The organism is Streptomyces sp. IMTB 2501 (assembly GCF_001953885.1).
Classification (GTDB): domain Bacteria; phylum Actinomycetota; class Actinomycetes; order Streptomycetales; family Streptomycetaceae; genus Streptomyces.
Genome location: NZ_MQUS01000006.1, coordinates 349985 through 376477 on the forward strand (window position 1 = coordinate 349985; position 26493 = coordinate 376477).

Annotated in this window: 25 protein-coding genes and 2 pseudogenes; 7 read left to right on the forward strand and 20 right to left on the reverse strand. The window is 71.5% G+C overall.

Features of this window, described 5'->3' with window-relative positions:
- From AV521_RS13740 to AV521_RS13750, 3 genes and pseudogenes are all read right to left on the reverse strand, one after another.
- Nucleotides 1–357, reverse strand: coding sequence for a YciI family protein (locus AV521_RS13740; RefSeq protein ID WP_076087972.1), 357 nt, complete (start codon nucleotides 355–357; stop codon nucleotides 1–3).
- A 183-nt stretch (nucleotides 358–540) separates the two neighbouring features.
- Nucleotides 541–1565, reverse strand: a pseudogene (locus tag AV521_RS13745) (endo-1,4-beta-xylanase); the annotation flags it as partial.
- Nucleotides 1566–1648: 83 nt separating this feature from the next.
- On the reverse strand, nucleotides 1649–2686 hold the full coding sequence (locus AV521_RS13750) for a LacI family DNA-binding transcriptional regulator (RefSeq protein WP_076088071.1): 1038 nt from the start codon (nucleotides 2684–2686) through the stop codon (nucleotides 1649–1651).
- A 136-nt stretch (nucleotides 2687–2822) separates the two neighbouring features.
- Between AV521_RS13750 and AV521_RS13755 the strand changes: the two are divergent.
- Both AV521_RS13755 and AV521_RS13760 read left to right on the forward strand, forming a co-directional pair.
- A pseudogene (locus AV521_RS13755) lies at nucleotides 2823–5125 on the forward strand (glycoside hydrolase family 3 N-terminal domain-containing protein).
- A gap of 176 nt (nucleotides 5126–5301) precedes the next feature.
- Nucleotides 5302–6153, forward strand: coding sequence for a hypothetical protein (locus AV521_RS13760; RefSeq protein ID WP_076087974.1), 852 nt, complete (start codon nucleotides 5302–5304; stop codon nucleotides 6151–6153).
- Nucleotides 6154–6353: 200 nt separating this feature from the next.
- Here AV521_RS13760 and AV521_RS13770 read toward each other — a convergent pair whose 3' ends face one another.
- Genes AV521_RS13770 through tsaB form a run of 4 tightly spaced genes read right to left on the reverse strand, consistent with a single transcriptional unit; the run spans nucleotide 6354 to nucleotide 8881 of the window.
- Nucleotides 6354–6611, reverse strand: coding sequence for a hypothetical protein (locus AV521_RS13770; protein ID WP_076087976.1), 258 nt, complete (start codon nucleotides 6609–6611; stop codon nucleotides 6354–6356).
- Entirely contained in the window at nucleotides 6608–7696 is a 1089-nt protein-coding gene (tsaD, locus tag AV521_RS13775) for a tRNA (adenosine(37)-N6)-threonylcarbamoyltransferase complex transferase subunit TsaD (RefSeq protein ID WP_076087978.1), read from the reverse strand. The genes AV521_RS13770 and tsaD overlap by 4 nt, the downstream gene beginning before the upstream one ends.
- The gene (rimI, locus tag AV521_RS13780) at nucleotides 7689–8207 is read right to left on the reverse strand and encodes a ribosomal protein S18-alanine N-acetyltransferase (protein ID WP_076088073.1); all 519 of its coding nucleotides are present in this window, start codon (nucleotides 8205–8207) and stop codon (nucleotides 7689–7691) included. Before rimI ends, tsaD begins: the two co-directional genes overlap by 8 nt.
- 17 nt (nucleotides 8208–8224) lie before the next feature.
- Entirely contained in the window at nucleotides 8225–8881 is a 657-nt protein-coding gene (gene tsaB / locus AV521_RS13785) for a tRNA (adenosine(37)-N6)-threonylcarbamoyltransferase complex dimerization subunit type 1 TsaB (RefSeq protein ID WP_076087980.1), read from the reverse strand.
- Nucleotides 8882–9004: 123 nt separating this feature from the next.
- Between tsaB and AV521_RS13790 the strand changes: the two genes are divergently transcribed.
- Nucleotides 9005–9565, forward strand: coding sequence for a hypothetical protein (locus AV521_RS13790; RefSeq protein WP_076087982.1), 561 nt, complete (start codon nucleotides 9005–9007; stop codon nucleotides 9563–9565).
- Nucleotides 9566–9876: 311 nt separating this feature from the next.
- Here AV521_RS13790 and tsaE read toward each other — a convergent pair whose 3' ends face one another.
- The 6 genes from tsaE to AV521_RS13820 all read right to left on the reverse strand — a co-directional run bounded on the left by tsaE (nucleotide 9877) and on the right by AV521_RS13820 (nucleotide 16217).
- Nucleotides 9877–10419, reverse strand: a complete 543-nt coding sequence (tsaE, locus tag AV521_RS13795) for a tRNA (adenosine(37)-N6)-threonylcarbamoyltransferase complex ATPase subunit type 1 TsaE (RefSeq protein ID WP_076087984.1) — start codon at nucleotides 10417–10419, stop codon at nucleotides 9877–9879.
- The gene (locus tag AV521_RS13800; RefSeq protein WP_076087986.1) at nucleotides 10385–11644 is read right to left on the reverse strand and encodes an alpha/beta fold hydrolase; all 1260 of its coding nucleotides are present in this window, start codon (nucleotides 11642–11644) and stop codon (nucleotides 10385–10387) included. Before AV521_RS13800 ends, tsaE begins: the two co-directional genes overlap by 35 nt.
- 133 nt (nucleotides 11645–11777) lie before the next feature.
- The gene (gene alr, locus AV521_RS13805) at nucleotides 11778–12947 is read right to left on the reverse strand and encodes an alanine racemase (protein ID WP_076087988.1); all 1170 of its coding nucleotides are present in this window, start codon (nucleotides 12945–12947) and stop codon (nucleotides 11778–11780) included.
- 46 nt (nucleotides 12948–12993) lie between these two features.
- Nucleotides 12994–13896 (reverse strand): L,D-transpeptidase family protein, encoded by a 903-nt coding sequence (locus AV521_RS13810; RefSeq protein WP_076087989.1) that lies wholly within the window; start codon nucleotides 13894–13896, stop codon nucleotides 12994–12996.
- Between the two features lie 466 nt (nucleotides 13897–14362).
- On the reverse strand, nucleotides 14363–15799 hold the full coding sequence (locus AV521_RS13815) for an NAD(P)H-hydrate dehydratase (RefSeq protein ID WP_179023063.1): 1437 nt from the start codon (nucleotides 15797–15799) through the stop codon (nucleotides 14363–14365).
- A gap of 46 nt (nucleotides 15800–15845) precedes the next feature.
- Nucleotides 15846–16217, reverse strand: a complete 372-nt coding sequence (locus AV521_RS13820; protein WP_076087991.1) for a holo-ACP synthase — start codon at nucleotides 16215–16217, stop codon at nucleotides 15846–15848.
- 81 nt (nucleotides 16218–16298) lie between these two features.
- Here AV521_RS13820 and AV521_RS13825 point away from each other — a divergent pair, with 81 nt between their 5' ends.
- The gene (locus AV521_RS13825) at nucleotides 16299–17078 is read left to right on the forward strand and encodes an SDR family NAD(P)-dependent oxidoreductase (protein WP_076087993.1); all 780 of its coding nucleotides are present in this window, start codon (nucleotides 16299–16301) and stop codon (nucleotides 17076–17078) included.
- A 65-nt stretch (nucleotides 17079–17143) separates the two neighbouring features.
- Here the strand turns inward: AV521_RS13825 and glmS are convergent, their stop codons facing one another.
- Nucleotides 17144–18991 carry a glutamine--fructose-6-phosphate transaminase (isomerizing) gene (gene glmS / locus AV521_RS13830; protein WP_076087995.1) on the reverse strand — a complete coding sequence of 616 codons (1848 nt, stop codon included), beginning with the start codon at nucleotides 18989–18991 and terminating at the stop codon, nucleotides 17144–17146.
- Between glmS and AV521_RS13835 the strand changes: the two genes are divergently transcribed.
- Nucleotides 18990–19658, forward strand: a complete 669-nt coding sequence (locus AV521_RS13835; RefSeq protein WP_179023065.1) for a TetR/AcrR family transcriptional regulator — start codon at nucleotides 18990–18992, stop codon at nucleotides 19656–19658. The two genes, glmS and AV521_RS13835, sit on opposite strands and share 2 nt — an antisense overlap.
- A gap of 79 nt (nucleotides 19659–19737) precedes the next feature.
- The gene (gene coaA / locus AV521_RS13840; RefSeq protein ID WP_076088078.1) at nucleotides 19738–20706 is read left to right on the forward strand and encodes a type I pantothenate kinase; all 969 of its coding nucleotides are present in this window, start codon (nucleotides 19738–19740) and stop codon (nucleotides 20704–20706) included.
- Nucleotides 20707–20856: 150 nt separating this feature from the next.
- Here coaA and glmM read toward each other — a convergent pair whose 3' ends face one another.
- From glmM to rplM, 3 genes are all read right to left on the reverse strand, one after another.
- Complete coding sequence (gene glmM / locus AV521_RS13845) at nucleotides 20857–22215, reverse strand: phosphoglucosamine mutase (RefSeq protein ID WP_076087997.1); 1359 nt, start codon at nucleotides 22213–22215, stop codon at nucleotides 20857–20859.
- Nucleotides 22216–22419: 204 nt separating this feature from the next.
- Nucleotides 22420–22935 (reverse strand): 30S ribosomal protein S9, encoded by a 516-nt coding sequence (gene rpsI, locus AV521_RS13850; RefSeq protein WP_023547363.1) that lies wholly within the window; start codon nucleotides 22933–22935, stop codon nucleotides 22420–22422.
- Between the two features lie 42 nt (nucleotides 22936–22977).
- Nucleotides 22978–23421 (reverse strand): 50S ribosomal protein L13, encoded by a 444-nt coding sequence (gene rplM / locus AV521_RS13855; protein ID WP_076087999.1) that lies wholly within the window; start codon nucleotides 23419–23421, stop codon nucleotides 22978–22980.
- Nucleotides 23422–23719: 298 nt separating this feature from the next.
- Here rplM and AV521_RS13860 point away from each other — a divergent pair, with 298 nt between their 5' ends.
- Nucleotides 23720–24598 (forward strand): hypothetical protein, encoded by an 879-nt coding sequence (locus tag AV521_RS13860; RefSeq protein WP_076088080.1) that lies wholly within the window; start codon nucleotides 23720–23722, stop codon nucleotides 24596–24598.
- A 1-nt stretch (nucleotide 24599) separates the two neighbouring features.
- On the opposite strand, the gene truA is transcribed toward AV521_RS13860, so the two are convergent.
- From truA to AV521_RS13875, 3 genes are all read right to left on the reverse strand, one after another.
- Nucleotides 24600–25454, reverse strand: coding sequence for a tRNA pseudouridine(38-40) synthase TruA (gene truA, locus AV521_RS13865; protein WP_076088001.1), 855 nt, complete (start codon nucleotides 25452–25454; stop codon nucleotides 24600–24602).
- A gap of 89 nt (nucleotides 25455–25543) precedes the next feature.
- Entirely contained in the window at nucleotides 25544–26038 is a 495-nt protein-coding gene (gene rplQ, locus AV521_RS13870; RefSeq protein ID WP_076088003.1) for a 50S ribosomal protein L17, read from the reverse strand.
- Between the two features lie 119 nt (nucleotides 26039–26157).
- The coding region (locus AV521_RS13875; protein ID WP_305965164.1) for a DNA-directed RNA polymerase subunit alpha C-terminal domain-containing protein at nucleotides 26158–26493 on the reverse strand (336 nt) is incomplete at its 5' end.

Below are 26493 nucleotides of genomic sequence, written 5' to 3' on the forward strand. Positions count from 1 at the left end.
TCAGCCCTCGGCGATCTCCCGTACCTCGCAGCTCACGGTCCAGTAGTCCTCGTGGACCTGGAGGAACCGCTTGGCCCACTCCAGCGCCTCGGCCCTGTCCTTGCACTGCATGATCGCGTAGCCGCCGATGACCTCCTTGGACTCGGTGAAGGGCCCGTCGGTGACGGAGATCCTGCCGCCCTGCCAGCGCACCGTGGTGCCCTGCGCGGACGGTGTCAGCCCGGCGGTGTCGAGCATGACGCCCGCCTTGGTGACCTCCTCGATCAGCCGGCCCATCCGCTGCATCAGCTCCTCGCTGGGCCCCTCGGCGGGGGCGGAGGACTCGTCGATGTGCACGATCGACAGATACCGGGGCATGGTGACTCCTTCGGTGGGGGCGGCGGGGCCGTTCCCCGGCCGCTCACCCCATGCGTCGAACGGCAGACACCGGGATCGACACCCTCGCGAGAAATTTCCCGCGGATTTTTCCCGGCCGGCTCCGGCCCGGCTCCGGATGGCTCCGGTCAGCGCAGGGACACCCACAGCTCAGGGAAATTCTCATCCCAGCGCCTGTGCGATGCCGTAGTACGCCGGTTTCGGCCGGTAGTTCTCGTCGTACGGGGTCGCCGCCCCGTAGCCCGGGAAGGTGCCCGGCACCCAGGAGTCGGCGTCGGTGAAGCCCCACATGGTGACGTTCACACAGCGGGCGACCGCCGTGCAGGCGGCCACGACGGACTTGAAGTCGGCTTGCTGCTGGGCGAGTTTCGCGCTGTCGGCGGGCAGCTGCATGCGGACGTCCAACTCGGTGATCGCCACGTCCACGCCGAGGTCGGCGAAGCGCTGGATGTTCTGCCGGAGCGTGCTCGGCACCTGGCCGAGGATCAGATGCCCCTGCAGGCCGACGCCGCCGATCGGGACACCCTGCGCCTTGAGGGACCTGACCAGGTTGTACAGGGCGTCGGACTTCGCGTTCACGCCCTCGACGTTGTAGTCGTCGATGTACAACCTCGCGTTCGGGTCGGCCGCGTGGGCCCAGGTCAGGGCGCTGGCGACATAGCCGGAGCCGAGGCCCTTGTACCAGAGCGTCGAGCGGTAGCTGCCGTCGTCGTTGAAGGGTTCGTTGACCACGTCCCAGGCGGCGATCCTGCCCTTGTAGCGGCCGACCTCGGTACTGATGTGGTTCCGGAGCAGGCTGCTCAACTGGGCGGACGTCCAGCTGCCGTTCGTCAGCCTGCCGGGGTTCTGGCTGTACCAGACCAGCGTGTGGCCGCGCACCTGCTGGTGGTGGGCCTGGGCGAAGGCCACGATCCGGGCGGCCTCGGTCCAGTCGAAGCTGCCCCGGGCCGGCTCGACGGTCCCCCACTTCATGGCGTTGCCGGGGGTCAGCGGGCTGAACTGGGCTCCGGCGATGTCGCCGTAGGTTCCGGTGAGCCTGGGCCGGTGACGGCGGTGCCGATGAGCTTGCCCTTCGCCGCCGCGAGGTCGCGCAGCGGGGTGTCGGCGGCATGCGCCGCGGGCGCCGTGAACAGGAGCGCGGCGCCGGTCACGAGCGAAGCGAGGGATGAGCCGGTTCTCAGAGATCTCATGCGGGTGCCCTCCGAAAGTTTCGGTTGTTTGACCGACTGGCTTCGGAGCAGTGTGGGGCGGTCCTCGGCGCCCGTCAATACAGCTACCGCTGAAGCACCGGGGGCACGCCCGTGCTCGACCGCACCACCAGGCTGGTCGCCAGCTCCACCCGGGTGGCCGCCCGCTCCTCCCGCTCGCTCCCCAGCTCCAGCACCAGCCGGGCCGCCGCCTCGGCCATCTCGGTCAGCGGCTGCCGTACGGTCGTCAGCAGCGGGCCGACCCAGCGGGCCACCGGCAGATCGTCGAAGCCGACCACACTGAGGTCCTCCGGGATGCGCAGGCCCAGCTCGCGGGCGGCTTCGTAGAGCCCGAGCGCCTGCAGGTCGTTGCCCGCGAAGACGGCCGTCGGCCGGCCGGGGCGGCCGAGCAGCTCCAGGCCCAGGCGGTAGCCGGAGTCGTGGTGGAAGTCGCCGGCGGCGACGAGCGAGGGGTCGGCGGGCAGGCCGGCCGTCTCCAGCGCGGCGCGGTAACCGTCGATCCGGGCCCGGCTGCACATCATCCGGGACGGGCCGCTGATCGCGCCGATCCGGGTGTGGCCGAGTTCCAGCAGATGACGGGTGGCGGCGAGTCCGCCCTGCCAGTTGGTGGCGCCGATGGACGGCACGTCCGGGCCCGGGTCGCCGGCCGGGTCCATCACCACGAACGGGACGGAGCGGCTGGTCAGCAGCGCCCGCTGGGACTCGTCGAGCCCGGACAGCACCAGCACCACGCCGTGCGGGCGGCGCGCGGCCACCTGGTCGGCCCAGGTCCGGCCCGGGGTGAGCCGGCCGGCCGACTCGGACAGTACGACGCTCAGCCCGGCCGCCCGCGCCACGTTCTCCACGCCCCGGATGACCTCCAGCGCCCAGGCGCTCTCCAGCTCGTGGAAGACCAGGTCGATCAGCGGCGAGCGGGACGTCTCGGCGCGCCGGCGCCGGTAGCCGTGGGTGCGCAGCAGCTCCTCGACGCGGGTACGGGTCGCCGGGGCGACATCGGCACGGCCGTTGAGGACCTTCGAAACAGTCGGAGCCGACACCCCGGCCTCACGGGCGATCTCGGCGAGGGTCGCCGTCTGCGTCTCTGCGGGCTTCGAAGGCTTCATGCGGGCGATCGTATCCCCGCCGCACCCCTTGACGAAGGCCCCCATGCGCCATAGGTTCCCCGGAACATTCGAGATACAGGCCGAAACATTCGCGAGCAGAGTCAGGCAGACCCCAGCAGAGCCGGACGGGAGTTCCATGACCATCGCTCCTTGGCGCGACCCCGCCCTGCCCGCCGACGCCCGCGTGGCCGATCTGCTCGCCCGGATGACCCTGGAGGAGAAGGCCGCCCAGCTGTACGGCGTATGGGTGGGCGCCGCCACGGACGGCGACGGGGTCGCTCCCCTGCAGCGCGAGATGACCGCCGACCACGGCTGGGATGAGCTGGTCTCGCTCGGTCCGGGCCAGCTGACCCGCTCCTTCGGCACCGCTCCCGTGGACCCGGCCCTCGGTGCGCGGGCCCTGGCCCGCGCCCAGCGCCGGATCGCCGCGGCCGGCCGCTTCGGCATCCCGGCCATGGCCCACGAGGAGTGCCTGGCCGGCTTCACCGCCTGGCGCGCGACGGCGTACCCGGTGCCGCTCGCCTGGGGCGCCGCCTTCGACCCGGCGCTGGTCGAGGAGATGGGCCGGCGCATCGGCCACGACCTGCGCGCGGTCGGCGTCCATCAGGGCCTCGCGCCGGTCCTGGACGTGGTCCGCGACCCGCGCTGGGGGCGGGTCGAGGAGACGATCGGCGAGGACCCGTACCTGGTCGGCACCATCGGCACGGCGTACGTACGCGGTCTGGAGTCGGCCGGGGTCGTCGCCACGCTCAAGCACTTCGCCGGGTACGCGTCCTCGGCCGGCGCCCGGAACCTGGCCCCGGTCCGGGCGGGCGTACGGGAGTTCGCGGACGTAACCCTTCCTCCTTTCGAGATGGCGGTGCGCGAGGGCGGGGCCCGCTCGGTGATGGCGGCCTACACCGAGACCGACGGCGTGCCCGCCTCCGCCGATCCACGCCTGCTGAACGAACTGCTGCGCGAGGAGTGGGGTTTCACCGGCACGGTGGTCGCGGACTACTACGGCATCGGCTTCCTGGAGACCCTGCACCGGGTCGCGGCGGACGAGGCGGAGGCGGCGCATCTGGCGCTGGCCGCGGGCATCGACGTCGAACTGCCGACCCTGAAGTGCTACGGCACCCCGCTCGTCACCGCCGTACGCCAGGGCCGGATCCCTCAGGCGCTGGTGGACCGGGCGGCCCGGCGCGTCCTGACGCAGAAGTGCGAGCTGGGCCTGCTGGACCCGGACTGGCGGCCGGAGCCGGCGGGCCCGGTCGACCTGGACTCGGCGGCCAACCGCGCCCTGGCCCGGCGTCTGGCGGAGGAGTCGGTGATTCTGCTGGACAACCCGGACGGCCTGCTGCCGCTGGCCCACGGCACCCGGATCGCGGTCGTGGGCCCGCGCGCGGCGGATCCGCTCGCCCTGCTCGGCCGCTACTCCTTCCCCTCCCACGTCCTCACCCACCACCCCGAGGTCCCGCTCGGTATCGAGATCCCCACGCTGCTGGACGCACTGCGCGCCGAACTCCCGGACGCCAAGGTCACGTTCGCCCCGGGGTGCGGAGTCTCCGGCCCGGACACCGCCGGCTTCGCGGAGGCGGTGGCCCGGGCGGCGGAGGCCGACGTGTGCGTGGCGGTGCTCGGCGACCGGGCGGGCCTGTTCGGCCGGGGCACCTCGGGCGAGGGCTGCGATGTGGCCGACCTCCGACTGCCCGGTGTGCAGGCCGAGTTGCTGGACACGGTCGTGGCGACGGGCGTCCCGGTGATACTCGTGTTGCTGACCGGCCGGCCGTATGCGCTGGGCACGGCCGGCTCGGCGCGGTCGTCCAGGCCTTCTTCCCCGGCGAGGAGGGCGGCCGGGCGGTGGCCGGGGTGCTGTCCGGCCGGGTGAACCCCTCCGGACGCCTCCCGGTGAGCGTGCCGCGCGCGCCCGGCGGCCAGCCCTGGACCTGTCTCCAGCCCCCGCTGGGCCTGGCCGGAGAGGTCAGCAGCCTGGACCCGACCCCGCTGTACCCGTTCGGGCACGGCCGCTCGTACACGACGTTCGTCTGGGAGGACGTCCGCGGCCCCGGGCCCGAGATCCCGACGGACGGCTCCTGCGACCTCTCCCTGACCGTCCGCAACACCGGTGACCGCGCGGGCGCCGAGGTCGTCCAGCTGTATCTGCACGACCCGGTGGCGAGCGTGACCCGGCCCGACGTACGGCTGATCGGGTACCGGCGCATCACGCTCTCCCCCGGCGAGTCCCGCCGGCTGACCTTCCGCTTCCACGCCGACCTGTCCGCCTTCACGGACCGCACGGGCGCCCCGGTGGTGGAGCCGGGCGCGCTGGAGCTGCGGCTGTCCGCGTCGAGCACGGACGTACGGCACACGGTCCGGCTCCGGCTGACCGGACCGGTGCGGGTGGTGGGCGCGGACCGGCGGCTGCGGTGCGATGTGGAGGTCTCCCGGGGCGCTGATTGAACGGCAGCGGGCGGGTGGAACGTATTGAGCCACGGCGGAAGCACAGCAAGCCCCCTTCCGCAAGACCCAGGACTCGGGCGTTCAGGATGCGTTCAGATTGCCCCTGGCAGGGTCGGGCCGTAATTGATCACCCCCCACACCCGGCAGGAGCACCTTTGACGACGACAAAGTCCGTCATGAAGAAGCTGCCTGAGGTCACCCTCGCGTTCTGGATCATGAAGATCGCGGCGACGACCCTGGGCGAGACCGCGGGCGACCTCTTCGCCCAGACGCTCAAGCTCGGCTATTTCCTCACCACCATCGCGCTGTTCCTGGTGTTCGTGGTGACGCTGGTGGTGCAGCTGCGCTCGTCGCACTACAACCCGTTCTTCTACTGGACCGTCATCCTGTCGACCTCCATGGCCGGCACCACGATGTCCGACTTCATGAACCGGGACGCCAGCACGAAGTTCCTCTCGAACGGCGCGACGAAACTGGGCTGGGGCCCTCAGGGTCTCGGCCTCGGCTACCCGGAGGGCGCCGCGATCCTGATCTCCCTCCTGCTGCTGATCTTCCTCGGCTGGAAGCTGAGCGGGATGACCTTCCAGATCACCGAGATCGTCACCTTCCGGGGCGAGGCCCTGTTCTGGGCGGCGATCCTGGTCTCCAACACCCTCGGCACCTCGATGGGCGACTTCCTGTCCGACAGCTCGGGCCTCGGCTATCTGGGCGGTGCGTCCCTGGTGACCGGCGTCCTGCTGGTCCTGGTCGCCCTGATGAAGGTCCCGGCGGTGCCGAACGTCCTCCTGTTCTGGATCGCGTTCGTGCTGACCCGCCCGCTGGGCGCCACGGCCGGCGACTTCCTGACCAAGCCGGTCGCCAAGGGCGGTCTGGATCTGGGGACACTCGGTTCCTCGGTGGTGCTGCTCGCGGTGCTGTTCGGTCTGATGGCCTACGCGCAGCTCAAGGAGCGGCGGACGGCGGCCACTCCGGAGTTCGCGGGTCCCGAGGCGGAGACGGTCCAGCCGCAACGAGCCGGGCACCGGTAACGGCGAAACCCGCCCCGGACAACCGGGGCGGGTTTCGAGTGGAGCGCCGGGCAGGCCTTGCACCTGCATCTCCCCGCAGGAAGCGGGACGTCTTTCCTTGGACCACCAACGCACTGCGTCCGGGGGCGGTTTCCGATTTCTCGGTTCCGGCCGTTCGCTGTGTGATGATCATAGCCCAGTCGGGCCGGGTACGCCAAACCTCAGCCGCCGGCCACCGCCTCGAACCGCCAGCGGTGCACGGCCCGGTTCACCAACTCGCCGTCAGGCTCGGGCAGTTCGGGCAGTTCGGCGTCGTACGACGCGTCCCACCACGTGATGACCAGCACCCGGTCCTGCGGCGCCCGGAAGGTCTCGCGGCGCAGCGGCTCGGCGGCCAGCGGCTGTTCCCGTACCCAGGCGAGCAGCTCCTCGCCCCGGCCCGCGGCCGCCCGGGCCTCCCACATCAACGCGACGGTCACGAGTACAGGTTCTCCTTGCTGACCTCGTGCACATGGTCGTGGTTGCCGGGGACGTGCGGGTCGGTGACCGGCAGGGAGGAGTCGGCCGACAGGTCCCAGCCGGAGGCGGACCGGTTGCGGGCGACCATCTCGGCGCCCAGCGCGGCGACCATCGCGCCGTTGTCCGTGCACAGCTTGGGGCGCGGCACGCGCAGCCGGATGCCGGCGGCCTCGCAGCGCTCCTGGGCGAGTGCGCGCAGCCGGGAGTTGGCCGCGACGCCGCCGCCGATCATCAGGTGGTCGACGCCCTCGTCCTTGCAGGCGCGGACGGCCTTGCGGGTCAGCACGTCGACGACGGCCTCCTGGAAGGACGCGGACACATCACGGACCGGGACCTCCTCGCCGGCCGCGCGCCTGGCCTCGATCCAGCGGGCCACGGCCGTCTTCAGACCGGAGAAGGAGAAGTCGTACGCCGGGTCACGGGGGCCGGTCAGGCCGCGCGGGAAGGCGATCGCCTCCGGGTCGCCCTCGCGCGCGTACCGGTCGATGACCGGGCCGCCGGGGAAGCCCAGGTTCAGTACCCGGGCGATCTTGTCGAAGGCCTCGCCGGCCGCGTCGTCGATGGTCGAGCCCATCGGCCGGACGTCGGAGGTGATGTCCGTCGACAGCAGCAGGGAGGAGTGGCCGCCGGACACCAGCAGGGCCATCGTCGGCTCGGGCAGCGGGCCGTGCTCCAGCTGGTCGACGCAGATGTGCGAGGCGAGGTGGTTGACGCCGTAGAGGGGCTTGCCGAGGGCGTAGGCGTACGCCTTGGCCGCCGAGACACCGACGAGGAGGGCGCCCGCGAGACCGGGACCGGCGGTCACGGCGATGCCGTCGAGGTCCTTCGCACGGACGCCCGCCTCCTTCAGCGCGCGGTCGATGGTGGGGACCATCGCCTCCAGGTGGGCGCGGGAGGCCACCTCCGGGACGACGCCGCCGAAGCGGGCGTGCTCGTCGACGCTGGAGGCGACGGCGTCCGCCAGCAGGGTGGTGCCACGGACGACGCCGACGCCGGTCTCGTCGCAGGAGGTCTCGATGCCGAGGACGAGGGGTTCGTCAGCCATGGTTCTTCTCTTCGGTTGCTTCTTCGGTGGCTTGGTTGGTGATCAGACGCATGACCAGGGCGTCCACGTTGCCCGGCTGGTAGTAACCGCGGCGGAACCCGATGGGCTCGAAGCCGTAGCGCTCGTAGAGCTTCTGGGCGCGGACGTTGTCGACCCGGCACTCCAGCAGCACCTCGTGGCACTCGAACGCGGTCGCCGCGCGCAGCAGCTCTTCCAGCAGCCGTCCGCCGAGGCCGGTGCCCTGGAGGTCGCGGGCGACGGCGATGGTCTGCACATCGGCCTGGTCGCCGGCGGAGGCGAGGCCCGCGTACCCGACGATCCGGCGGGTCCCGCCCGTTTCGGCGGGCTCGGCGGGCTCGGCGGGCTCGTCCTCGGCGACCAGATAGTGCCGGGTGGCCTCGGCGCCCCGCGCGTGGGCCAGCTCGGACCAGAACATGCCCCGCGACCAGGCGTCCTCGGGGAACAGGTCCTTCTCCAGCTCCAGGACCGGGTCGATGTCCCACCAGCGCATCTCGCGCAGTCGTACGGTCACTTCGGGGTGACCACCTTGTAGTTCTTGGGGACCTGGGCGTCCGGGCGGCGCAGATACAGCGGCCGGGGTGCCGGCAGCTCCTCGCCGGCGGCCAGCTTCTCGACGGCCAGCGAGGCGAGGGCGGCGGCGGAGACGTGCTCGGGCTCATGGACGCTCGGGAACGTGTCCGGGTAGAGCAGCGCGCCCGCACCCACCGCCGGGAGGCCCGCGACCCGCTCGGCGATGTCGGCCGGCCGGTCCACGGCGGGGCCGGTCAGCCGGGTACGGGAGTCGGCGTACGTCGCCCAGTAGACCTCCTTGCGCCGGGCGTCGGTCGCCACGACGAAGGGGCCCTTCTCGATGTCGGCGGCGTAGGCGAGGCCGTCCAGCGTGCACACGCCGTACACCGGGACCCCGAGCGCGAGGCCGAAGGTGTCGGCCGTCATCAGGCCGACGCGCAGGCCGGTGTAGGGGCCGGGCCCGATGCCGACGACGATGCCGGTGACGGCGTCCAGTCTGAGTCCGGCCTCGGCGAGCACACGGTCCACGGCCGGCAGCAGCAGCTCTCCGTGCCGGCGCGCGTCCACCTGACTCGACGAGGCGATGACGTCCGTGCCGTCGTGCAGCGCGACGGTGACGGCGGGCGTTGCGGTATCCAGAGCGAGCAAGAGCACGCGAACAGCCTACGGCGCCGACGGCTCACGCATCGCCGTCCGGGTCGTACGGTCACTGACTGCTACCGTCTGTACGAAGTACGACATATCACACGAGACAGTACGAGTCAGAGGTGAGCGCACGTGGCAGGGTCCAGCTCGGGAATCGTGGCCGGCCTCACCGCGGCGGCCCTCGGCACCGTCGGCTTCCTCGCCCTCCAGGCCCAGGCGACCGTACCGGCGGGCCTGGGCGGCAGGGCCGGGGCGAGCGCGTCCCCCTCGACGACCGCCACGAGCACGCCGAGCTACGACCCCACCTCGACGGCCCTGCCGGGCGGATCCGGTGCGGGGGAACGGGTCGTGTACTCGCTGGGCGCCAACCGGGTCTGGCTGGTGAGCCGCACGAACCAGCTGGAGCGCACCTTCAGGGTCTCCCCGGGCAGCGTGGACCCGTCGCCGGGCACGTACTGGGTCACGTCCCGCTCGAACGCGATCACCGGCACCGACGGCACCCCCATCGAGCATGTCGTGCGGTTCACCGAGGTGGACGGGCTGGCGGTCGGCTTCAGCGCCGCGGTGGGCAGCGCGGCGCACTCCGCGGGCGACCCGGTGGTGCGGAGCGGGGGGATCCGGGAGACGCGGCTGAACGGCGACGCGATGTGGGACTTCGCGACGATCGGGGTGCGGGTGATGGTGATTCGCTAAGCGGCGACTCGGGGGCGCGTCGACCGGTCACCGGCCGCCCGCGGGGCCGTTGTGGCTGGTCGCTCCCCTTCCGCCGGCGTCTCTTCGGGGCGCTGCGGGGGCCGGGAAACCACCTCCGCTGCCGCGCATGCCGCCAGCAGGTCGTGCATGGAGACGCCGGTGGGACCGGTTGCGGACATGGACGCCTCCTGTGGTGCGGGGGCGGGAGTAGTTAGGTACACCTAACTACGGGCTGGGTACCATGTGACCACGCCCGGGACGTCCTGCGCAATATGTTGCTGCCTGTCGGAATCTTGATACGGAGGCCGCGCTCAGGCGGTGAGCGACGCCAGGCCGGCCTCGGCCCAGCGTTCCCCCAGCCCGGTCAGCGTCACATGCCGTACCTCGTCGGTGCCGGTGGGTTCTGGGGTGTCCCCCGATGCCGCGGTTCCAACCGCGCGGTGGATGACGACCTGGAGGCGGTCCTCGGTCAGTTCCTCGACCTTGCCCTCGCCCCACTCCACGACGATCACCGAGTCGGGCAGCGAGACATCGAGGTCCAGGTCCTCCATCTCGTCCAGGCCGCCGCCGAGCCGGTAGGCGTCGACGTGCACGAGGGGCGGGCCGTCGCCGAGGGAGGGGTGCACCCGGGCGATCACGAAGGTCGGCGAGGTGACCGCGCCGCGCACGCCGAGGCCCTCGCCGAGCCCGCGGGTCAGCGTGGTCTTGCCGGCACCCAGCTCACCGCTGAGCATCACCAGGTCGCCCGCGCGCAGCAGCTTGGCCAGCGTGCGGCCAAGCTCCCGCATCTGCTCGGGCGAGGTGATCGTCAGCCGGGTCTCAGCGGGGTCCTGCGGTGCTGCTGGTGCTTCCATAGCCCATAACCGTAGCCCCTGCGGGCACGGCACCCGCGCGGGTGAGCAGGTCGGCGAGGCGGTCGGTGACCACTTCCGGGTGTTCCAGCATCACCAGGTGCCCGGCGTCCGGGACGAGGACCAGCTCGGCGTCGGGCAACAGGTCGGCTATGGCCTCGCTGTGCTCACTGGGCGTGACCAGGTCCTGGACGCCGGCCAGCACCAGCACCGGCATGTCACGGAAACAGCCGAGCGCCCCGGTCTTGTCGTGGTCGGTGAAGGCCGGGTAGAACTCGGCGACCACATCGATCGGTGTGGACTCGATCATCCGCTCGGCGAACCGCTCCACGGCCGGGTCGACGTCCCGGCCCGCGAACGAGTACCGCTTGATGATCCCGGCGAACAGATCGGCGGTGGCCCGGCGGCCCTTCTCGACCAGCTCCGCCTGCTGTCCGAGCGCCTTCAGCACGCCGGGCAGGATCCGGCGCACCGCGTTGACGCCGGCCAGCGGCAGCCCGAAGTTGACCTCGCCGAGCCGTCCGGACGACGTACCGACGAAGGCGGTGGCGACGACCCGGTCCCGGATCAGCTCGGGGTACTGGGCGGCGAGGGCCATCACGGTCATGCCGCCCATCGAGTGCCCGACCAGCACGATCGGCCCGTCCGGTACGGCGGCGTCGAGGACGGCCTTCAGATCGCGGCCGATCTGGTCGATGGTGACCGGCACCCGGTCCCGGGTCTGGGCCACGCCCCGCCCCGACCGGCCGTGGCTGCGCTGGTCCCAGTGCACGGTCCTGACGACCCCGCGCAGGGCGGCCCGCTGGAAGTGCCAGGAGTCCTGGTTGAGGCAGTAGCCGTGGCTGAAGACGACGGTGACGGGGGCGGGCGCCTTACGGCCGAACAGCCTGCGCCTGCGCGGTGAGACGTTCGGGCCCGTCTCGGGCTCGACCTCGTCGACCTCGTAGTACAGCTCGGTGCCGTCGTCGGCCTGGGCCTTGCCCGGGGTGCCGCGCAGGGTGCCGTAGGGGCCCGCGGAGTCCAGCGCCAGCCGGGCCTTTCTGCGCATGCCCCGGCCCACCGTCATCCGCTCGATGGCGACGCCGGCCGCCGCGCCCGCGGCGAGCACACCTATCGCGGTACCCGCGATGCCGGTCGCCCTGCGCCAGCTCCCGGCCGCCCCCGCGGCGGAGGCGGCGGCCGCCGAGGCGACGGCGTCCGCCACGGCCTCCGCACTGCTCTCGCTCACGTACCGCTCCTCTTCGCCGTACTGCAGTTCGCCTGGGTGGTGAAACGGATGAAACCGATGGTGCCGGTGCAACGGGCGTCGCAGGCGGGTCTGCGACGGGTGTCACAGGTGAGCCCGGTCGCTCTCGAACGGCTTACCCGAGTTCTTCCCCGTTCACATAGACGCGAGGAACCCGGGTCCCGATGCGTGTGACGATTTCGTAGGCGATCGTGCCGCAGGCCTGCGCCCAGTCCTCGGCGGTGGGCTCACCGCGGTCGCCCGGCCCGAACAGCACGGCCTCGCTGCCCGCCGCGGGCTCGTCCCCGCCGAGGTCCACCACGAACTGGTCCATCGCGACCCGCCCGGCGATCGTGCGCCACTTGCCGTCGACCAGCACAGGACCGGTGCCGGAGGCGTGCCGCGGGATGCCGTCCGCGTAGCCGACCGGGACGAGACCGAGGGTGGTCTCGCCGGGCGTGACGTAGTGGTGGCCGTAGCTGACGCCGTGGCCGCCCGGGACGTGCTTGACCAGGGCCAGCGAGGCGCTGAGCGTCATCACCGGGCGCAGCCCGAAGTCGGCGGGCGTGCCCAGCTCCGGGCTGGGCGAGATGCCGTACACGGCGATGCCGGTGCGGACGAGGTCGAAGTGGGTCTCGGGGAGGGTGAGCGCGGCGGGCGAGTTGGCGATGTGCCGCACCTCGGGCCGCACGCCCTGTTCCTCGGCGTACGCCAGCATCTCCCGGAAGCGCTCCAGCTGGGCGGTGATGGAGGGATGCCCGGGCTCGTCGGCGCAGGCGAAGTGCGACCACAGCCCGGTGATCCGGACCAGCCCCTCGGCCTCGGCGCGCAGGGCCGCGGCGACCAGTTCCGCCCAGTCGGGGCCGGGCTGGCAGCCGTTGCGGCCGAGCCCGGTGTCCGCCTTGAGCTGTACGCGCGCGGCGCGGCCGGCCTCGCGGGCCGCCGCGACGACCTCGCGCAGGGCCCACATCCCGCTCAGGGACATGTCGAGGTCGGCCTCGATCGCCTGCCGCCAGGGGCCGCCCGGCGCCCACAGCCAGCACAGGATCCGGCCCGGCAGCCCGGCCGCGCGCAGTGCCAGGGCCTCCTCGGGGGTGGCGGTGCCGAGCCAGGTCGCGCCCGCGGCGAGGGCCGCGCGGGCGCACGGCACGGCCCCGTGGCCATAGCCGTCGGACTTGACCACGGCCATCAGGGCCGCGCCCGGCGTCCGGGCGCGCAGGGCGCGCACATTGGCCCGCAGGGCGCCCAGATCGATCTCGGCGCGGGCGCGCAGGGGGGCGGTCGGCACAGTCGCAGTCTCACTCATCGCGCCCCCAGTCTCTCAGAGGGCCCCGAGGGCCCCGGTCCCAGTCTCAGCTACCCGGTCGCTTCCCCCACACGTAGACGTGGTCGCCCTTCTTCAGGACGTCCCACAGCTTGCGCGCGTCATCGAGCTTCATGTTGACGCAGCCGTAGGAGCCGACCGTGGTGTAAATGCTGCCGTAGATGGCGTGGAAGGCCTCGCCGCCGTCGAAGAACTGGGCATACGGCATGGGCTCGTCGTACAGGGTCGACACGTGGTTCTTGTGCCGCCAGTAGACGGTGTGCCAGCCCTTGCGGGTGAGATGCCCCGTGCGCCCGCTCCGCATGGGCACCGGTCCGAACACCACCTTGGAGTCCTCCTGGACCCAGGTGAGCTGGCGGTCCAGATCGACACAGGCGACCTTGTACGACCGGACGGGACACTTCTTGGCGGCGTTCGGGTCCTTCTTCGCACCGATGAGCATCATCGTCGACCAGGTGACGGGACCGGCGAACCCGCTGGCGGGCTTGATCTTGTGCTTCGTCTGGAAGTCGCGGATCGCCTCGCAGTCGGCGGCCGACTGCTTCCCGTCGGCCTTCAGCTTCAGCCAGCGCTCCACCTGCCGCTGATAGGGCCCGGTCTTCTTGCTGCAACTGACCTTGGAGACGGCGTCGTCGAGCGGCACGTACTCGATGAGGTCGTACGCCCCCGGCGCCGCGTCCTTCGGCTCCACGGCGTCCTCCGACTCGGTCGGCGTGTACACCGTCGGCGGCAGCGCCTGGTCGGGCGTGTCGATCTGCCAGGGCTGGCCGGGCCCGGGAGCGACACCGGGGACCAGGTCGAGTTCGGGGGCGGGGGCGGGGGCGGGAGCCGGCGGCGCGGGAGCGCCGGCCGCTGCGTGGGCGGTCGTGAGGGCAGCCGTCATGGCGAGCAGTACCGCGACACCGCGGGACGCGATTCGTCTGCTGATCATGCGATCAGCCAAACGTGCGGCTCCGCCGGATCGACGGTGCCGCGCGGGAGGGTCACCCGAGGGGTGCAGTTGTTCGTCTGCGGCGCCGTCGTGGCTGGTCGCGCAGTCCCCACGCCCCTGGGAAGTCGCGGCCGCCGCACCCGCGTCCGCGCCGTGGCCGCGGGCAGTCGTGCCGCCGGGGCGGCGATGACGGGCGCTGGGGGTACCTACCCCCTCCGCTCGCCGGCCGTGTACGGACCGGCGGAAAGGGTCTGGGCCGCGCCGCCCGCGCCGCGTGCGGCTGGCGCGACTCCCCGCGGCGACGCGCCGCCGCACCCGGAGTGGCCGGGCGCCACCGCGCGCGAGGGGGGACGCGCGCATCTCTGCCCGGTGCCATGGAGCCGGCGTCCCTCCGGGAGAGGCACCCCGCAAGCGCAGGCAGGCGACCCAACCCCCGCCCGGCTACAGCGAAGGGCGCCGCACGGACTCAGTCCCGCACGTCCCTCCACGCCTCCGGGATCCGCGCCGCCACGTCATGCGCCCCCGCCGGTGCCCCGTCCGCCGCGAACCGCCCGGCCAGCCCGTGCAGATACGCCGCCGCGCTCCCCGCGTCCCGCGCCGACAGCCCCGCCGCCAGCAAGGACCCCGCGAGCCCCGACAGCACGTCGCCGCTCCCCGCCGTGGCCAGCCAGGAGGTCCCGGTGGCGTTGACCCGCACCGCCCCGCCCCCCGCGCCGGCGACCAGTGTCGTGGACCCCTTCAGCAGCACCGTCGCCCGGTACACCGCCGCCAGTTCCCGCACCGCGGCCAGCCGGGCCTGTTCGACCTCCTCCCGGCGCACTCCCAGCAGCGCGGCCGCCTCCCCGGCATGAGGGGTCATCAGCGTCGGCGCCGTACGCCCGCGCACCGCGTCCCGCTCGGCCAGCCGCAGCCCGTCCGCGTCGAGAAGCACCGGCACGTCCGTGTCCAGCACCTCGGCCACGGTCGCCGCGTCGTCCCCGGCGCCCGGTCCGACCACCCAGGCCTGTACGCGCCCCGCCTTCGCCGGTCCCCGGTCGGACACGAGCGTCTCCGGAAAGCGGGCGATGACCGCCTCCGCGGCCGGCCCGACGTACCGTACGGCCCCCGCTCCGCCGCGCAGCGCCCCACAGACGGCGAGCACGGCGGCGCCCGGATAGCGCGCGGATCCGGCGGCGATACCCACGACTCCGCGCCGGTACTTGTCGCTCTCCGCAGCCGGCACCGGCAACAGCCGTGCCACATCGGCGTGTTGGAGGGCCTGCAGCTCACCCTCGGCGGGCAGTTCGAGACCGATGCCGACGAGCCGTACGACCCCGGCGTACTCGCGCGCCGGATCGATCAGCAGTCCGGGCTTGTAGGTGCCGAAGGTGACGGTGAGGTCGGCCCGGATCGCGGCCCCCCGCACCTGACCGGTGTCGGCCTCGACCCCGCTGGGCAGGTCAACGGCGACCACGGCGGCACGGGACCGTTCCACGACCCCGGCCAAGGCCTCGGCCTCGGGCCGCAGCCCGCCCTTGCCGCCGATCCCGACGATCCCGTCCACGACGAGATCGGCCGACTCGATGAGCCCCACGGCGGAATCGGCCGAGGCCGGGGCGACCGTGCCGCCCGCCCGTCGCAGCGCGCCCAGCCCTCCGGTGTGCGCCCGCTCCGGCGCGAGCAGTACGGCCGTCACCCCGGCCCCCCGACGTGCCAGCCGCGCCCCCGCGTACAGCGCGTCCCCGCCGTTGTCGCCGCTGCCGACGAGCAGCACCACCCGGCTGCCGTACACCCGGCCGAGCAACTCGGCGCAGGCGGCGGCCAGCCCCGCCGCGGCCCGTTGCATCAGCGCGCCCTCCGGCAGCCGTGCCATCAGGGCCCGTTCGGCCGCCCGCACCGTCTCCACGCTGTACGCACTACGCATGGCACCGAGTCTGCCCCGTACCCCCCACCGCCCACACCCGGAACGCTCAGCCCTCGGCCACCACCACGGCCGAGGCGACCCCCGCGTCATGACTGAGTGAGACGTGCCAGGACCGTACGCCCAGTTCGGCGGCCCGGGCTGCCACGGTGCCCGTCACCCGGAGGCGGGGCTGTCCGCTGTCCTCGACGCACACCTCGGCGTCGGTCCAGTGCAGGCCGGGCGGTGCGCCCAAGGCCTTCGCCAGCGCCTCCTTGGCGGCGAACCGGGCCGCGAGCGAGGCGATCCCGCGCCGCTCCCCGCTGGGCAGCAACAGCTCCCGTTCCACGAACAGCCGCTCGGCCATGCCGGGCGTCCGCTCCAACGACGCGCGAAACCGGTCGATCTCGGCGACGTCGATCCCCACTCCGATGATGCTCATGCCGGGCAGCCTACGGTCGCTCCCCGTCCACCTGCTGAAATCCCGCTGCCGGGCTCGGTACGTGCCGTCTACGCTCCGCCCATGACGTCCCAGGCCTACCTCTCCGACCTGTTCTCGCTGGACGGCCGTGCCGCCGTGGTGACCGGAGGCAGCTCCGGCATCGGCCGGGCCATCGCCAAAGCGCTCGCGCGGGCCGGCGCGAGGGTGGTGGTCGTGGCCCGCGGCAAGGAACACCTGGAGGAAACCGTCGGTGAGTTGACCGACGCCGGCGGCACGGCCGCCTGGGTCGCGGGCGATCTCGGCACGCGTGCCGGCGTGCGCGCGGCGGCCGAGGAGGCGGCCGGTGTGTTCGGCGAGCCCGACATCCTCGTCAACTCCGCCGGGATCAACCTGCGGCCGCCGCTGGGCGAGCTGGGCGAGGACGTGTGGGACACCACCATGGCCGTGAACCTTCAGGCTCCGTTCCTGCTGGGGCAGCGGTTCGGGCCCGGCATGGCGGAGCGCGGCTTCGGCCGGATCATCCACATCACCTCACAGCAGGCCCACCGCGCCTTCGTGCAGAGCGGGGCCTACGGCGTCTCCAAGGGCGCACTGGAGTCGCTGGCCCGCTCGCAGGCCGAGGCCTGGTCGCCGTACGGCGTCACCGTCAACACCCTGGTGCCGGGCTTCGTGATGACCCCGCTCAACCAGCGGCTGTCCAGCGACCCCGAGAAGGTGGCGGCGCTGGCCGCGCGCACGATGACCGGCCGCAACGGCCTCGCCGAGGACTTCGAGGGTGCGGCCGTCTTCCTCGCGAGCCGCGCCTCCGCCTATGTCACGGGCCAGTCGGTCTTCGTCGACGGGGGCTTCTCGGTCCACTGAGCAAAGACTTCAAGGGGCGAACGGCGGTCGGCCGTTCGCCCCTTTTTCTCACCCCGAGGGGTTTGTCACTCCACCGTCACCGACTTCGCCAGGTTGCGGGGCTGGTCCACGTCATTGCCGCGGGCGGTGGCCAGCTCGCAGGCGAAGACCTGCAACGGGACCGTCGCCACCAGCGGCTGCAGCAGGGTCGGGGTGGCCGGGATGCGGATCAGGTGGTCGGCGTAGGGGACGACCGCCTCGTCGCCCTCCTCCGCGATCACGATGGTGCGCGCCCCGCGGGCCCGGATCTCCTGGATGTTGGAGACGATCTTGTCGTGCAGGACCGAGCGGCCGCGCGGCGACGGTACGACGATCACCACCGGCACGTCCTCCTCGACCAGCGCGATCGGGCCGTGCTTCAGCTCGCCCGCCGCGAAGCCCTCGGCGTGCATATAGGCGAGTTCCTTGAGCTTCAGGGCGCCTTCGAGGGCGACCGGGTAGCCCACGTGCCGGCCGAGGAACAGCACCGTGTTCTTCGCGGCCAGGGTCCGCGCCAGAGCCCGCACCGGCTCCATCGTCTCCAGGACGCGCTCGACCTCCTCCGAGATCCGGGAGAGGTCCTTGATGACGGCCTGGATCTCGTCGCCCCACTTGGTGCCGCGCACCTGGCCCAGGTACAGCGCCACCAGATAGCAGGCCACGAGCTGGGTCATGAACGCCTTGGTGGAGGCCACGGCGACCTCGGGCCCGGCGTGCGTGTACAGCACCGCGTCCGACTCGCGCGGAATCGTCGAGCCGTTGGTGTTGCAGATGGCCAGCACCTTGGAGCCCTGCTCGCGGGCGTGGCGCAGCGCCATCAGGGTGTCCATCGTCTCGCCGGACTGGGAGATGGCGATCACCAGGGAGTGGCCGTCCAGGATCGGGTCCCGGTAGCGGAACTCGCTGGCCAGCTCGACCTCGCAGGGGATGCGCGTCCAGTGCTCGATGGCGTACTTGGCGATCAGGCCGGCGTGGAAGGCCGTACCGCAGGCGACGATGACGACCTTGTCGATCTCGCGCAGTTCGGACGGGGAGATGCGGACCTCGTCCAGGGTGAGGGAGCCGGACGGGTCGATACGGCCCAGCAGCGTGTCGGCGACCGCCTTGGGCTGCTCGGCGATCTCCTTGAGCATGAAGTAGTCGTAGCCGCCCTTCTCGGCGGCGGAGGCGTCCCAGTCCACGTGGTAGCTGTGCACCTCGGCCGGGCGGCCGTCGAAGCCGGTCACCGTGACACCGTCCCTGCGCAGCTCCACGACCTGGTCCTGGCCCAGTTCGATCGCCGAGCGGGTGTGGGCGATGAACGCGGCGACGTCGGACGCCAGGAACGCCTCGCCCTCGCCGACACCGACCACGAGCGGCGAGTTCCGGCGCGCGCCCACGACCACGTCCGGCGCGTCGGCGTGCACCGCGACCAGCGTGAACGCGCCCTCCAGCCGCCGGCACACCCGCCGCATGGCCTCCGCCAGGTCGGCGGTGCGAGAGAACTCCTCGCCGAGCAGATGGGCGACGACCTCGGTGTCCGTCTCGGAGGTCAACTCATGGCCGCGCTCGGCCAGTTCGGCCCGCAGCAGCGCGAAGTTCTCGATGATTCCGTTGTGGACGACGGCGACCCTGCCCGCGTTGTCGTGATGCGGGTGGGCGTTGGCGTCGGTGGGGCCGCCGTGCGTGGCCCAGCGCGTGTGGCCGATGCCGGTCGCGCCCGTCGGCAGCGGCCGTTCGGCCAGTTCCTTCTCCAGGTTGACGAGTTTCCCCGCCTTCTTCGCCGCGGCCAGTCCGCTGTCGGCGAGGACGGCGACGCCCGCCGAGTCATACCCCCGGTACTCCAGCCGCTTGAGCCCTGCCATCACGACATCGAGCGCCGACTGCGACCCTACGTATCCCACGATTCCGCACATGAGCCGCAGCCTACGGCTCGTTCGGCGTCAGAAAACGCTTCCTCCTGCCCGAATTCGGAAATTCCCACAGCCATACGAACGGCGAACACGGCCGTACGCGCGGCTCCCTCGGCTCCCAGCGCACCCGCAGCGGCACCGCGCGGGCGCCGATCGTGCATCGCGGATCCTCCGGCTGCGCACGCCGGCCGAGGGTCCTGGGCAGAGCACCCGGGTCCTGACCCATCACTTCGCCGACAAGAACGCCCTGCTCACCGCCGTACTCCAGCGGCTGGACGAGCGGCAGCACGAGGCGCTGCGCGCCACCACCGGCTGGGACGACCCCGCGGTCCCGGTCAGCGAGGTCGTCCGCTCCGCCTGGCACCGCAACCTCAGCCCCGGCGAACTCGGCATGACCCGGCTCATCCGGGAGATCGAGGGTCTCGCCGCGTCCGGCCGGCTCACCCTCCCGCACCCCGGCTTCGTGCGCGGCCACGCCGAGTTCGTCGCCTCCTGCCTGGTCCACCGCGGCCTGTCGGACGCAGCCGCCCTGACCTGCGCGACCCTCCTCAACAGCGCCTTCTCCAGCCTCCAGGCCGATCTGCTGATCACCGGCGACCACGAGCGCGTCGAAGCGGCTCTGGACGCCCTGTGCGCCGGGGTCGACGCCCAGGTGGCCGGAGTCGCGTGACAGGGCCGCGTGACGGACCCCACCCACCACGGAGTTCAAACTCCGTTAACAATGGAATGTGATCTCACCGGTCTCCTCGATGCCCCGGAGCGCCCACCGGCACAGGCCGGAGGCGACTCCCTACGTCGACCTCACCCGCGCCGAGTGGAGCGCGCTGCGTGACAAGACGCCGCTGCCGCTCACCGCCGAGGAGGTGGAGAAGCTGCGCGGTCTGGGCGATGTGATCGACCTGGACGAGGTGCGGGACATCTACCTCCCGCTCTCCCGGCTCCTCAACCTCTACATCGGCGCCACGGACGGCCTCAGAGGCGCCCTGAACACCTTCCTCGGCGAGCAGGGCTCCCAGTCCGGCACCCCGTTCGTCATAGGCGTCGCCGGCTCGGTGGCCGTGGGAAAGTCCACGGTCGCCCGTCTCCTGCAGGCCCTGCTGTCCCGCTGGCCGGAACACCCGCGCGTGGAGCTGGTCACGACGGACGGATTCCTGCTGCCCACCAAGGAGTTGGAGGCCCGCGGCCTGATGTCGCGGAAAGGATTCCCCGAGTCCTACGACCGCCGGGCCCTCACCCGTTTCGTCGCCGACATCAAGGCGGGGAAGGACGAGGTCACGGCCCCCGTCTACTCCCACCTCATCTACGACATCGTCCCGGACAGGAAGCTCGTCGTCCGCCGCCCCGACATCCTGATCGTCGAGGGCCTCAACGTCCTGCAGCCCGCCCTGCCGGGCAAGGACGGCCGCACCCGGGTCGGCCTCGCCGACTACTTCGACTTCAGCGTGTACGTCGACGCGAGCGCCGAGGACATCGAGCGCTGGTACCTCAACCGCTTCAAGAAGCTGCGCCAGACCGCCTTCCAGAACCCGGACTCGTACTTCCGCAAGTACACCCAGGTCTCCGAGGAGGAGGCCCTCGACTACGCCCGCACCCTCTGGCGCACCATCAACAAGCCCAACCTGACCGAGAACATCGCCCCCACCCGGGGCCGGGCCACCCTCGTCGTCCGCAAGGGCCAGGACCACAAGGTGCAGCGCCTGAGGCTACGCAAGCTGTAACTGCCCAGGGGCCCGGGACTGTGTCGATTTGCGGCTCCGCCGCGATGGGGTCCCCCCGGGTTCGAGCGAAGTCGAGAACTTGGGGGAGCGACAAACCACGACGAACCCGCGGCCCGCAACGCACAGTTCCCGGCGCCCCGGACCCGGATCTCAGCCCAACGCCGACTTCACAGCGTCGGCCAGCCGCCCGGCAACGGACCGAGCCTGCTCGATATCCGCGGCCTCGACCATCACCCGCACCAGCGGCTCGGTACCCGAGGGGCGGAGCAACACCCGCCCCGTCTCACCGAGTTCCCGCTCGGCCTCGGCAACAGCCGCGGCCAGGTCGGCAGACGTACGCACACGCGCCTTGTCCACATCCGGCACATTGATCAGCACCTGCGGCAGCCGCTCCATCACAGAGGCGAGCTCCCGCAGCGAGCGTCCGGTCTCCGCGACCCGCGCCGCGAGCAGCAGCCCGGTCAGCGTGCCGTCACCGGTCGTCGCGTGATCGAGAATGATCACGTGCCCGGACTGCTCGCCGCCCAGGGCGAACCCGTGCTCCTTCATCTCCTCAAGCACATACCGGTCACCGACGGCCGTCTGCACCAGCCGGATCCCGGCCCGCTCCATCGCCAGCTTGAACCCGAGGTTGGACATCACGGTGGCCACCACCGTGTCCGCCCGCAGCGCGGACCGCTCCCGCATGGCCAGTGCCAGCACCGAGAGGATCTGGTCGCCGTCGATCTCCTCGCCGGTGTGGTCCACGGCCAGGCAGCGGTCGGCGTCGCCGTCGTGCGCGACACCGAAGTCCGCGCGGTGCTCGACGACCGCGGCCTTCAGCTGGCCGAGATGGGTCGAACCGCACCCGTCGTTGATGTTGAGCCCGTCCGGCGCCGCACCGATCGTGACGACCTCGGCGCCCGCCCGGGAGAACGCCTCCGGCGAGACCCCCGAGGCCGCGCCGTGCGCTTCGTCCAGGACGATCTTCAGCCCGTCCAGCCGGTTGGGCAGAACGGCCAGCAGATGGCCGACATACTGCTCGAAGCCCTCGTCGTACGACCGTACGCGCCCCACGCCGGAGCCCGTGGGCCGCTCCCACGGCTCCCCGTGCCGGTGGGACTCGTACACCGCCTCGATCCTGTCCTCCAGCTCGTCGGCGAGCTTGTGGCCGCCGCGGGCGAAGAACTTGATGCCGTTGTCCGGCATGGCGTTGTGGCTGGCGGAGAGCATCACGCCCAGGTCGGCGCCGAGCGCGCCGGTCAGGTGGGCCACGGCCGGGGTCGGCAGCACACCGACCCGCAGCACGTCCACACCCGCGCTGGCCAGGCCCGCGACCACGGCCGCCTCCAGGAACTCCCCGGACGCCCGCGGGTCCCGCCCGACCACCGCCGTCGGCCGGTGGCCCGCGAAGGTGCCCGCTTCGGCCAGCACGTGGGCCGCCGCCACGGACAGGCCGAGCGCCATCTCGGCCGTCAGGTCCGCGTTGGCGACACCGCGCACGCCGTCCGTACCGAAGAGTCGTCCCACTTGTCCTCCTGAGGAAGCGTCCTTGCTGCCATGCATGGTGGCAGACGCCGGGTCATCCGATCACACCAGCCTCTGAGCGTCTTTTGTCGTTATACGCCCTTGACCGGTATAAACGAACGCCCCGACGGCACAAGTGGCGTGCCGCCGGGGCGTTCGGAGTACGTAGGGCCGGAGCCCGTGATACGTACGAGCAGGCAGCGAAGCTTAGCGCTTGCTGTACTGCGGAGCCTTGCGGGCCTTCTTCAGACCGGCCTTCTTCCGCTCGACCGCGCGGTCGTCGCGGCGCAGGAAGCCGGCCTTCTTCAGCGGGCCACGGTTGTTGTCGACGTCGGCCTCGTTCAGCGCACGGGCGACACCGAGACGGAGCGCACCGGCCTGACCGGAGACACCGCCACCCGCGATGCGGGCGATGACGTCGTAACGACCCTCGAGTTCGAGCACCTTGAAGGGCTCGTTGACTTCCTGCTGGTGCACCTTGTTCGGGAAGTAGTCCTCAAGGGTGCGACCGTTGATCTTCCACTTGCCGGTGCCCGGGACGATCCGGACGCGGGCGATGGCGTTCTTGCGGCGGCCCAGGCCGGCGGCGGGCTGGGGCTCACCGAAGCGCGAGGCGAGGGACTCGGAGGTGTACTCACCCTCCACCGGAACCTCGGACTCGGTGGTGTAGCTCTCGATGTCTTCGATCTCTTCGATCGGCTGCTCGGCAGTGGTCTCGGCCACGATTCTCCTCAGATTCTCTTCAGTCTTAGGGGGTGGCCGGACTTACTGCGCGACCTGGGTGATCTCGAACGGAACCGGCTGCTGGGCAGCGTGCGGGTGGTTCTCGCCGCGGTAGACCTTCAGCTTGGAGAGCATCTGACGGCCCAGGGTGTTCTTGGGGAGCATGCCCTTGACGGCCTTCTCGATGGCCTTCTCGGGGTTCTTGTCCAGCAGCTCGTCGTAGCGGACGGAGCGCAGACCACCCGGGTAGCCGGAGTGGCGGTACGCCATCTTCTGGGTCCGCTTGTTGCCGGACAGGTGCACCTTGTCGGCGTTGATGATGATGACGAAGTCACCAGCGTCGACGTGGGGGGCGTAGATCGGCTTGTGCTTGCCCCGGAGGAGGGTCGCTGCGGTGGTGGCGAGACGGCCCAGGACAACGTCCTGAGCGTCGATGACGTGCCACTGGCGCGTCACATCGCCGGGCTTGGGGCTGTACGTACGCACGGTTCGTAGCCTTCGCTTCGAGTGAATGGTCCTGAACAGGTCACCGAAACGATCACGACAGCCTTGACCGCACCGCGGTGACGCAAACCGCGTGCTGGTCGCTGGTCATCGGCCCGGCGGACCGGTGTAAGGGCCCGTCCCGTGAGAATGAGCAAGCCAATACACAACGAAGAAGCAGCGTACCTGCAGCGCCCCGGACGGGTCAAAACGACGCTCTTCCCGCTCACACCGGCGGACAAACGTGGCATGCCGCCGGACACGCTCCGGCACCCTCCGCGCCCCGTCTAAGATGCGCCCCATGAGTTACGGGCAGGGGGGACCCCAGTCTCAGTGGGATCCCTGGAAACCGCATTCCCAGCAGCCCTGGAGCAGCGGCGACGACGACGGGACCCCGGACTGGGCCGCGCTCGCCGAGGCCTCGGAGTCCCGGAACAAGCGCCGCAAGCTGCTGTTCATAGGCGGCGGCGCGGTCGCCACGGTCGCCATAGGCACCGCGGTGGCCATGGCCGTCGTCTCGGCGAACAGCAGCGACAACGCGAACGGCACCCCCACCAACCTGCCGGCCAGCGCCTCCGTGCCGAGCGGCTCGGCCACGCCGTCCTTCGCCCCCACCAGCGCCCCGCCGCCGCTGAACCCGAAGGACTTCATCTCCAGCGCCAAGAAGGACACCGCCCCGCTCAGCGCCGACAGCCTCTTCCCGGGCACGCAGCTGACCATGGGTGACACGGTGTACAAGAAGGGCGCCACGGACGACACCACGAAGTGCGCCACCGCCGCCAACGGCACTCTGCCGAAGATCCTCGACGCCAACCGCTGCACCCGCCTGATCCGCGCGACCTACACCAACGGCGGCGGGATCGCGATCACCGTCGGCGTCGCCGTCTTCGACGACCAGGCACAGGCCGCGAAGGTCAAGGCGCAGGCCGCCAAGAAGGCCGTGGTGCGCTCCCTGCCCGGCAAGGGCATCGGGAACTTCTGCGACTCCGCGGTCTGCCTGACCACCACGAACGCCGTCGGCCGCTACGTCTACTTCACGACCGGCGGCTTCCTCAACGGCAAGGACGTCACCAACAAGGACACCAAGGTCTTCCGCGTCGGCGACGACCTGCAGCAGTTCACCTTCAACCAGATCTACCGCCGCGGCCAGTCCCAGGCGTCCGCGGCGGCGAACCGGTAGCTCAGCAGCACCCCGCTGACGGAAGCGAGCGCTTGTTCCGCGCCTCCTTGTTGCGCGCGGCGAGCAGTTCGTCGGCGGGGTAGCCGACCTCCTCCAGGGTCAGCCCGTGCGGCCGTACGACATGCACGGCGGAGTCCCGCACCCCCGCGGCCAGCACCTTCCCGGGCCACTCCGGGCCGCGGTGCCCGTCCCCGACGAACAGCAGCGCACCGATCAGCGAGCGCACCATGTTGTGACAGAACGCGTCGGCGCGCACGGTGGCGGTGACGATCCCGTCGGACCCGCGCGTGAGGCTCAGCTCCTGAAGGGTCCGGATGGTGGTGGCCCCTTCCCTCTTCTTGCAGTACGCGGCGAAGTCGTGCTCGCCGAGCAGGTGCCGCGCGGCCTCGTTCATGGCGTCGACATCGAGCGCCCAGTCGTGCCAGAGGACGTGGCCCCGCAGCAGGGGATCCACTCCCCCGGGGTTGTCGGTGACCCGGTAGGCGTACCGGCGCCAGACGGCGGAGAAACGGGCGTTGAAGCCGCTCGGCGCCGGCCTGAGGGCCCACACCCGCACGTCCTTCGGCAGCCGCCCGGCGAGCCGCTTGAGCAGCTTCTGGTTGTGCTCCCGCCAGACCCCCTCGGGCAGGTCCACATGCGCCACCTGCCCACGCGCGTGCACCCCGGCATCGGTCCGCCCGGCGACGGTCAGCTCGTACGTCTCCCTCGACCGCGTCACCGTGCGCAGCGCGTCCTCGATCTCGCCCTGCACGGTCCGCTTGCCGCCGGCCTGCTTGGCCCAGCCATGGAAGTCGGAGCCGTCGTAGGAGATGTCCAGGCGCACCCGGACGTTCCCGGGCTGTACTTCATCGCTCACGTGGAAATCCTCTCAAGGCAGTGCTCTTTGAAAAAACGTGAAAGCGGGCCCGCCCCGAAGGGCGAACCCGCTTCACGTCAGGCAGAGCCTCAGGCGTCCTTGGACTCCTCGGCAGCGGCCTCCTCGGCCGGAGCCTCGGTGGTCTCCGCGGCCTTGGCCTCGTCGGCCTCCTTGACCGCGCGCTTGGTGGCGGCCTCGGCCTCACCCACGGCCTTCTGCTGCACCGTCAGCGCCTCGACCAGCTCGATGACGGCCATGGGCGCGTTGTCGCCACGGCGGTTACCGATCTTGGTGATGCGGGTGTAGCCACCCGGACGGTTCTCGTAGCGCGGGCCGATCTCGGTGAAGAGCGTGTGGACGACGCTCTTGTCCGTGATGACCTGGAGCACCTGACGGCGGTTGTGAAGGTCGCCCTTCTTCGCCTTGGTGACCAGACGCTCGGCGTACGGACGAAGACGGCGGGCCTTCGCCTCGGTGGTGGTGATACGACCGTGCTCGAAGAGCGCCTTCGCGAGGTTCGCGAGGAGCAGCTTCTCGTGCGCGGCGCTGCCGCCCAGACGGGCACCCTTGGTGGGCTTCGGCATTGTTCTTCTCCTGTGTGTCTGCCCTGGCCGTGTCAGGTACCGGGGTCAGTATCCGAGCAGGCGGGTTTGCCTGTCGGAGATCCGGGGTCCGCCGACGCGAACCCCGGAGGCTGTGGAGATCAGTACTGCTCGGTCTCCACGAAACCCGCGTCCGCGTCGTCGTCGGCGCCAAAGGCGTCGGCGGCAGCGGTCGGGTCGAATCCGGGCGGGCTGTCCTTCAGGGCCAGGCCCATGCCGGCCAGCTTCGCCTTGACCTCGTCGATCGACTTCGCACCGAAGTTGCGGATGTCGAGGAGGTCGGCCTCGGAACGCGCGACCAGCTCACCCACGGAGTGGATGCCCTCACGCTTGAGGCAGTTGTACGACCGAACGGTGAGCTCCAGCTCCTCGATCGGCAGCGCGAGGTCGGCGGCCAGGGCGGCGTCCGTGGGGGACGGGCCCATGTCGATGCCCTC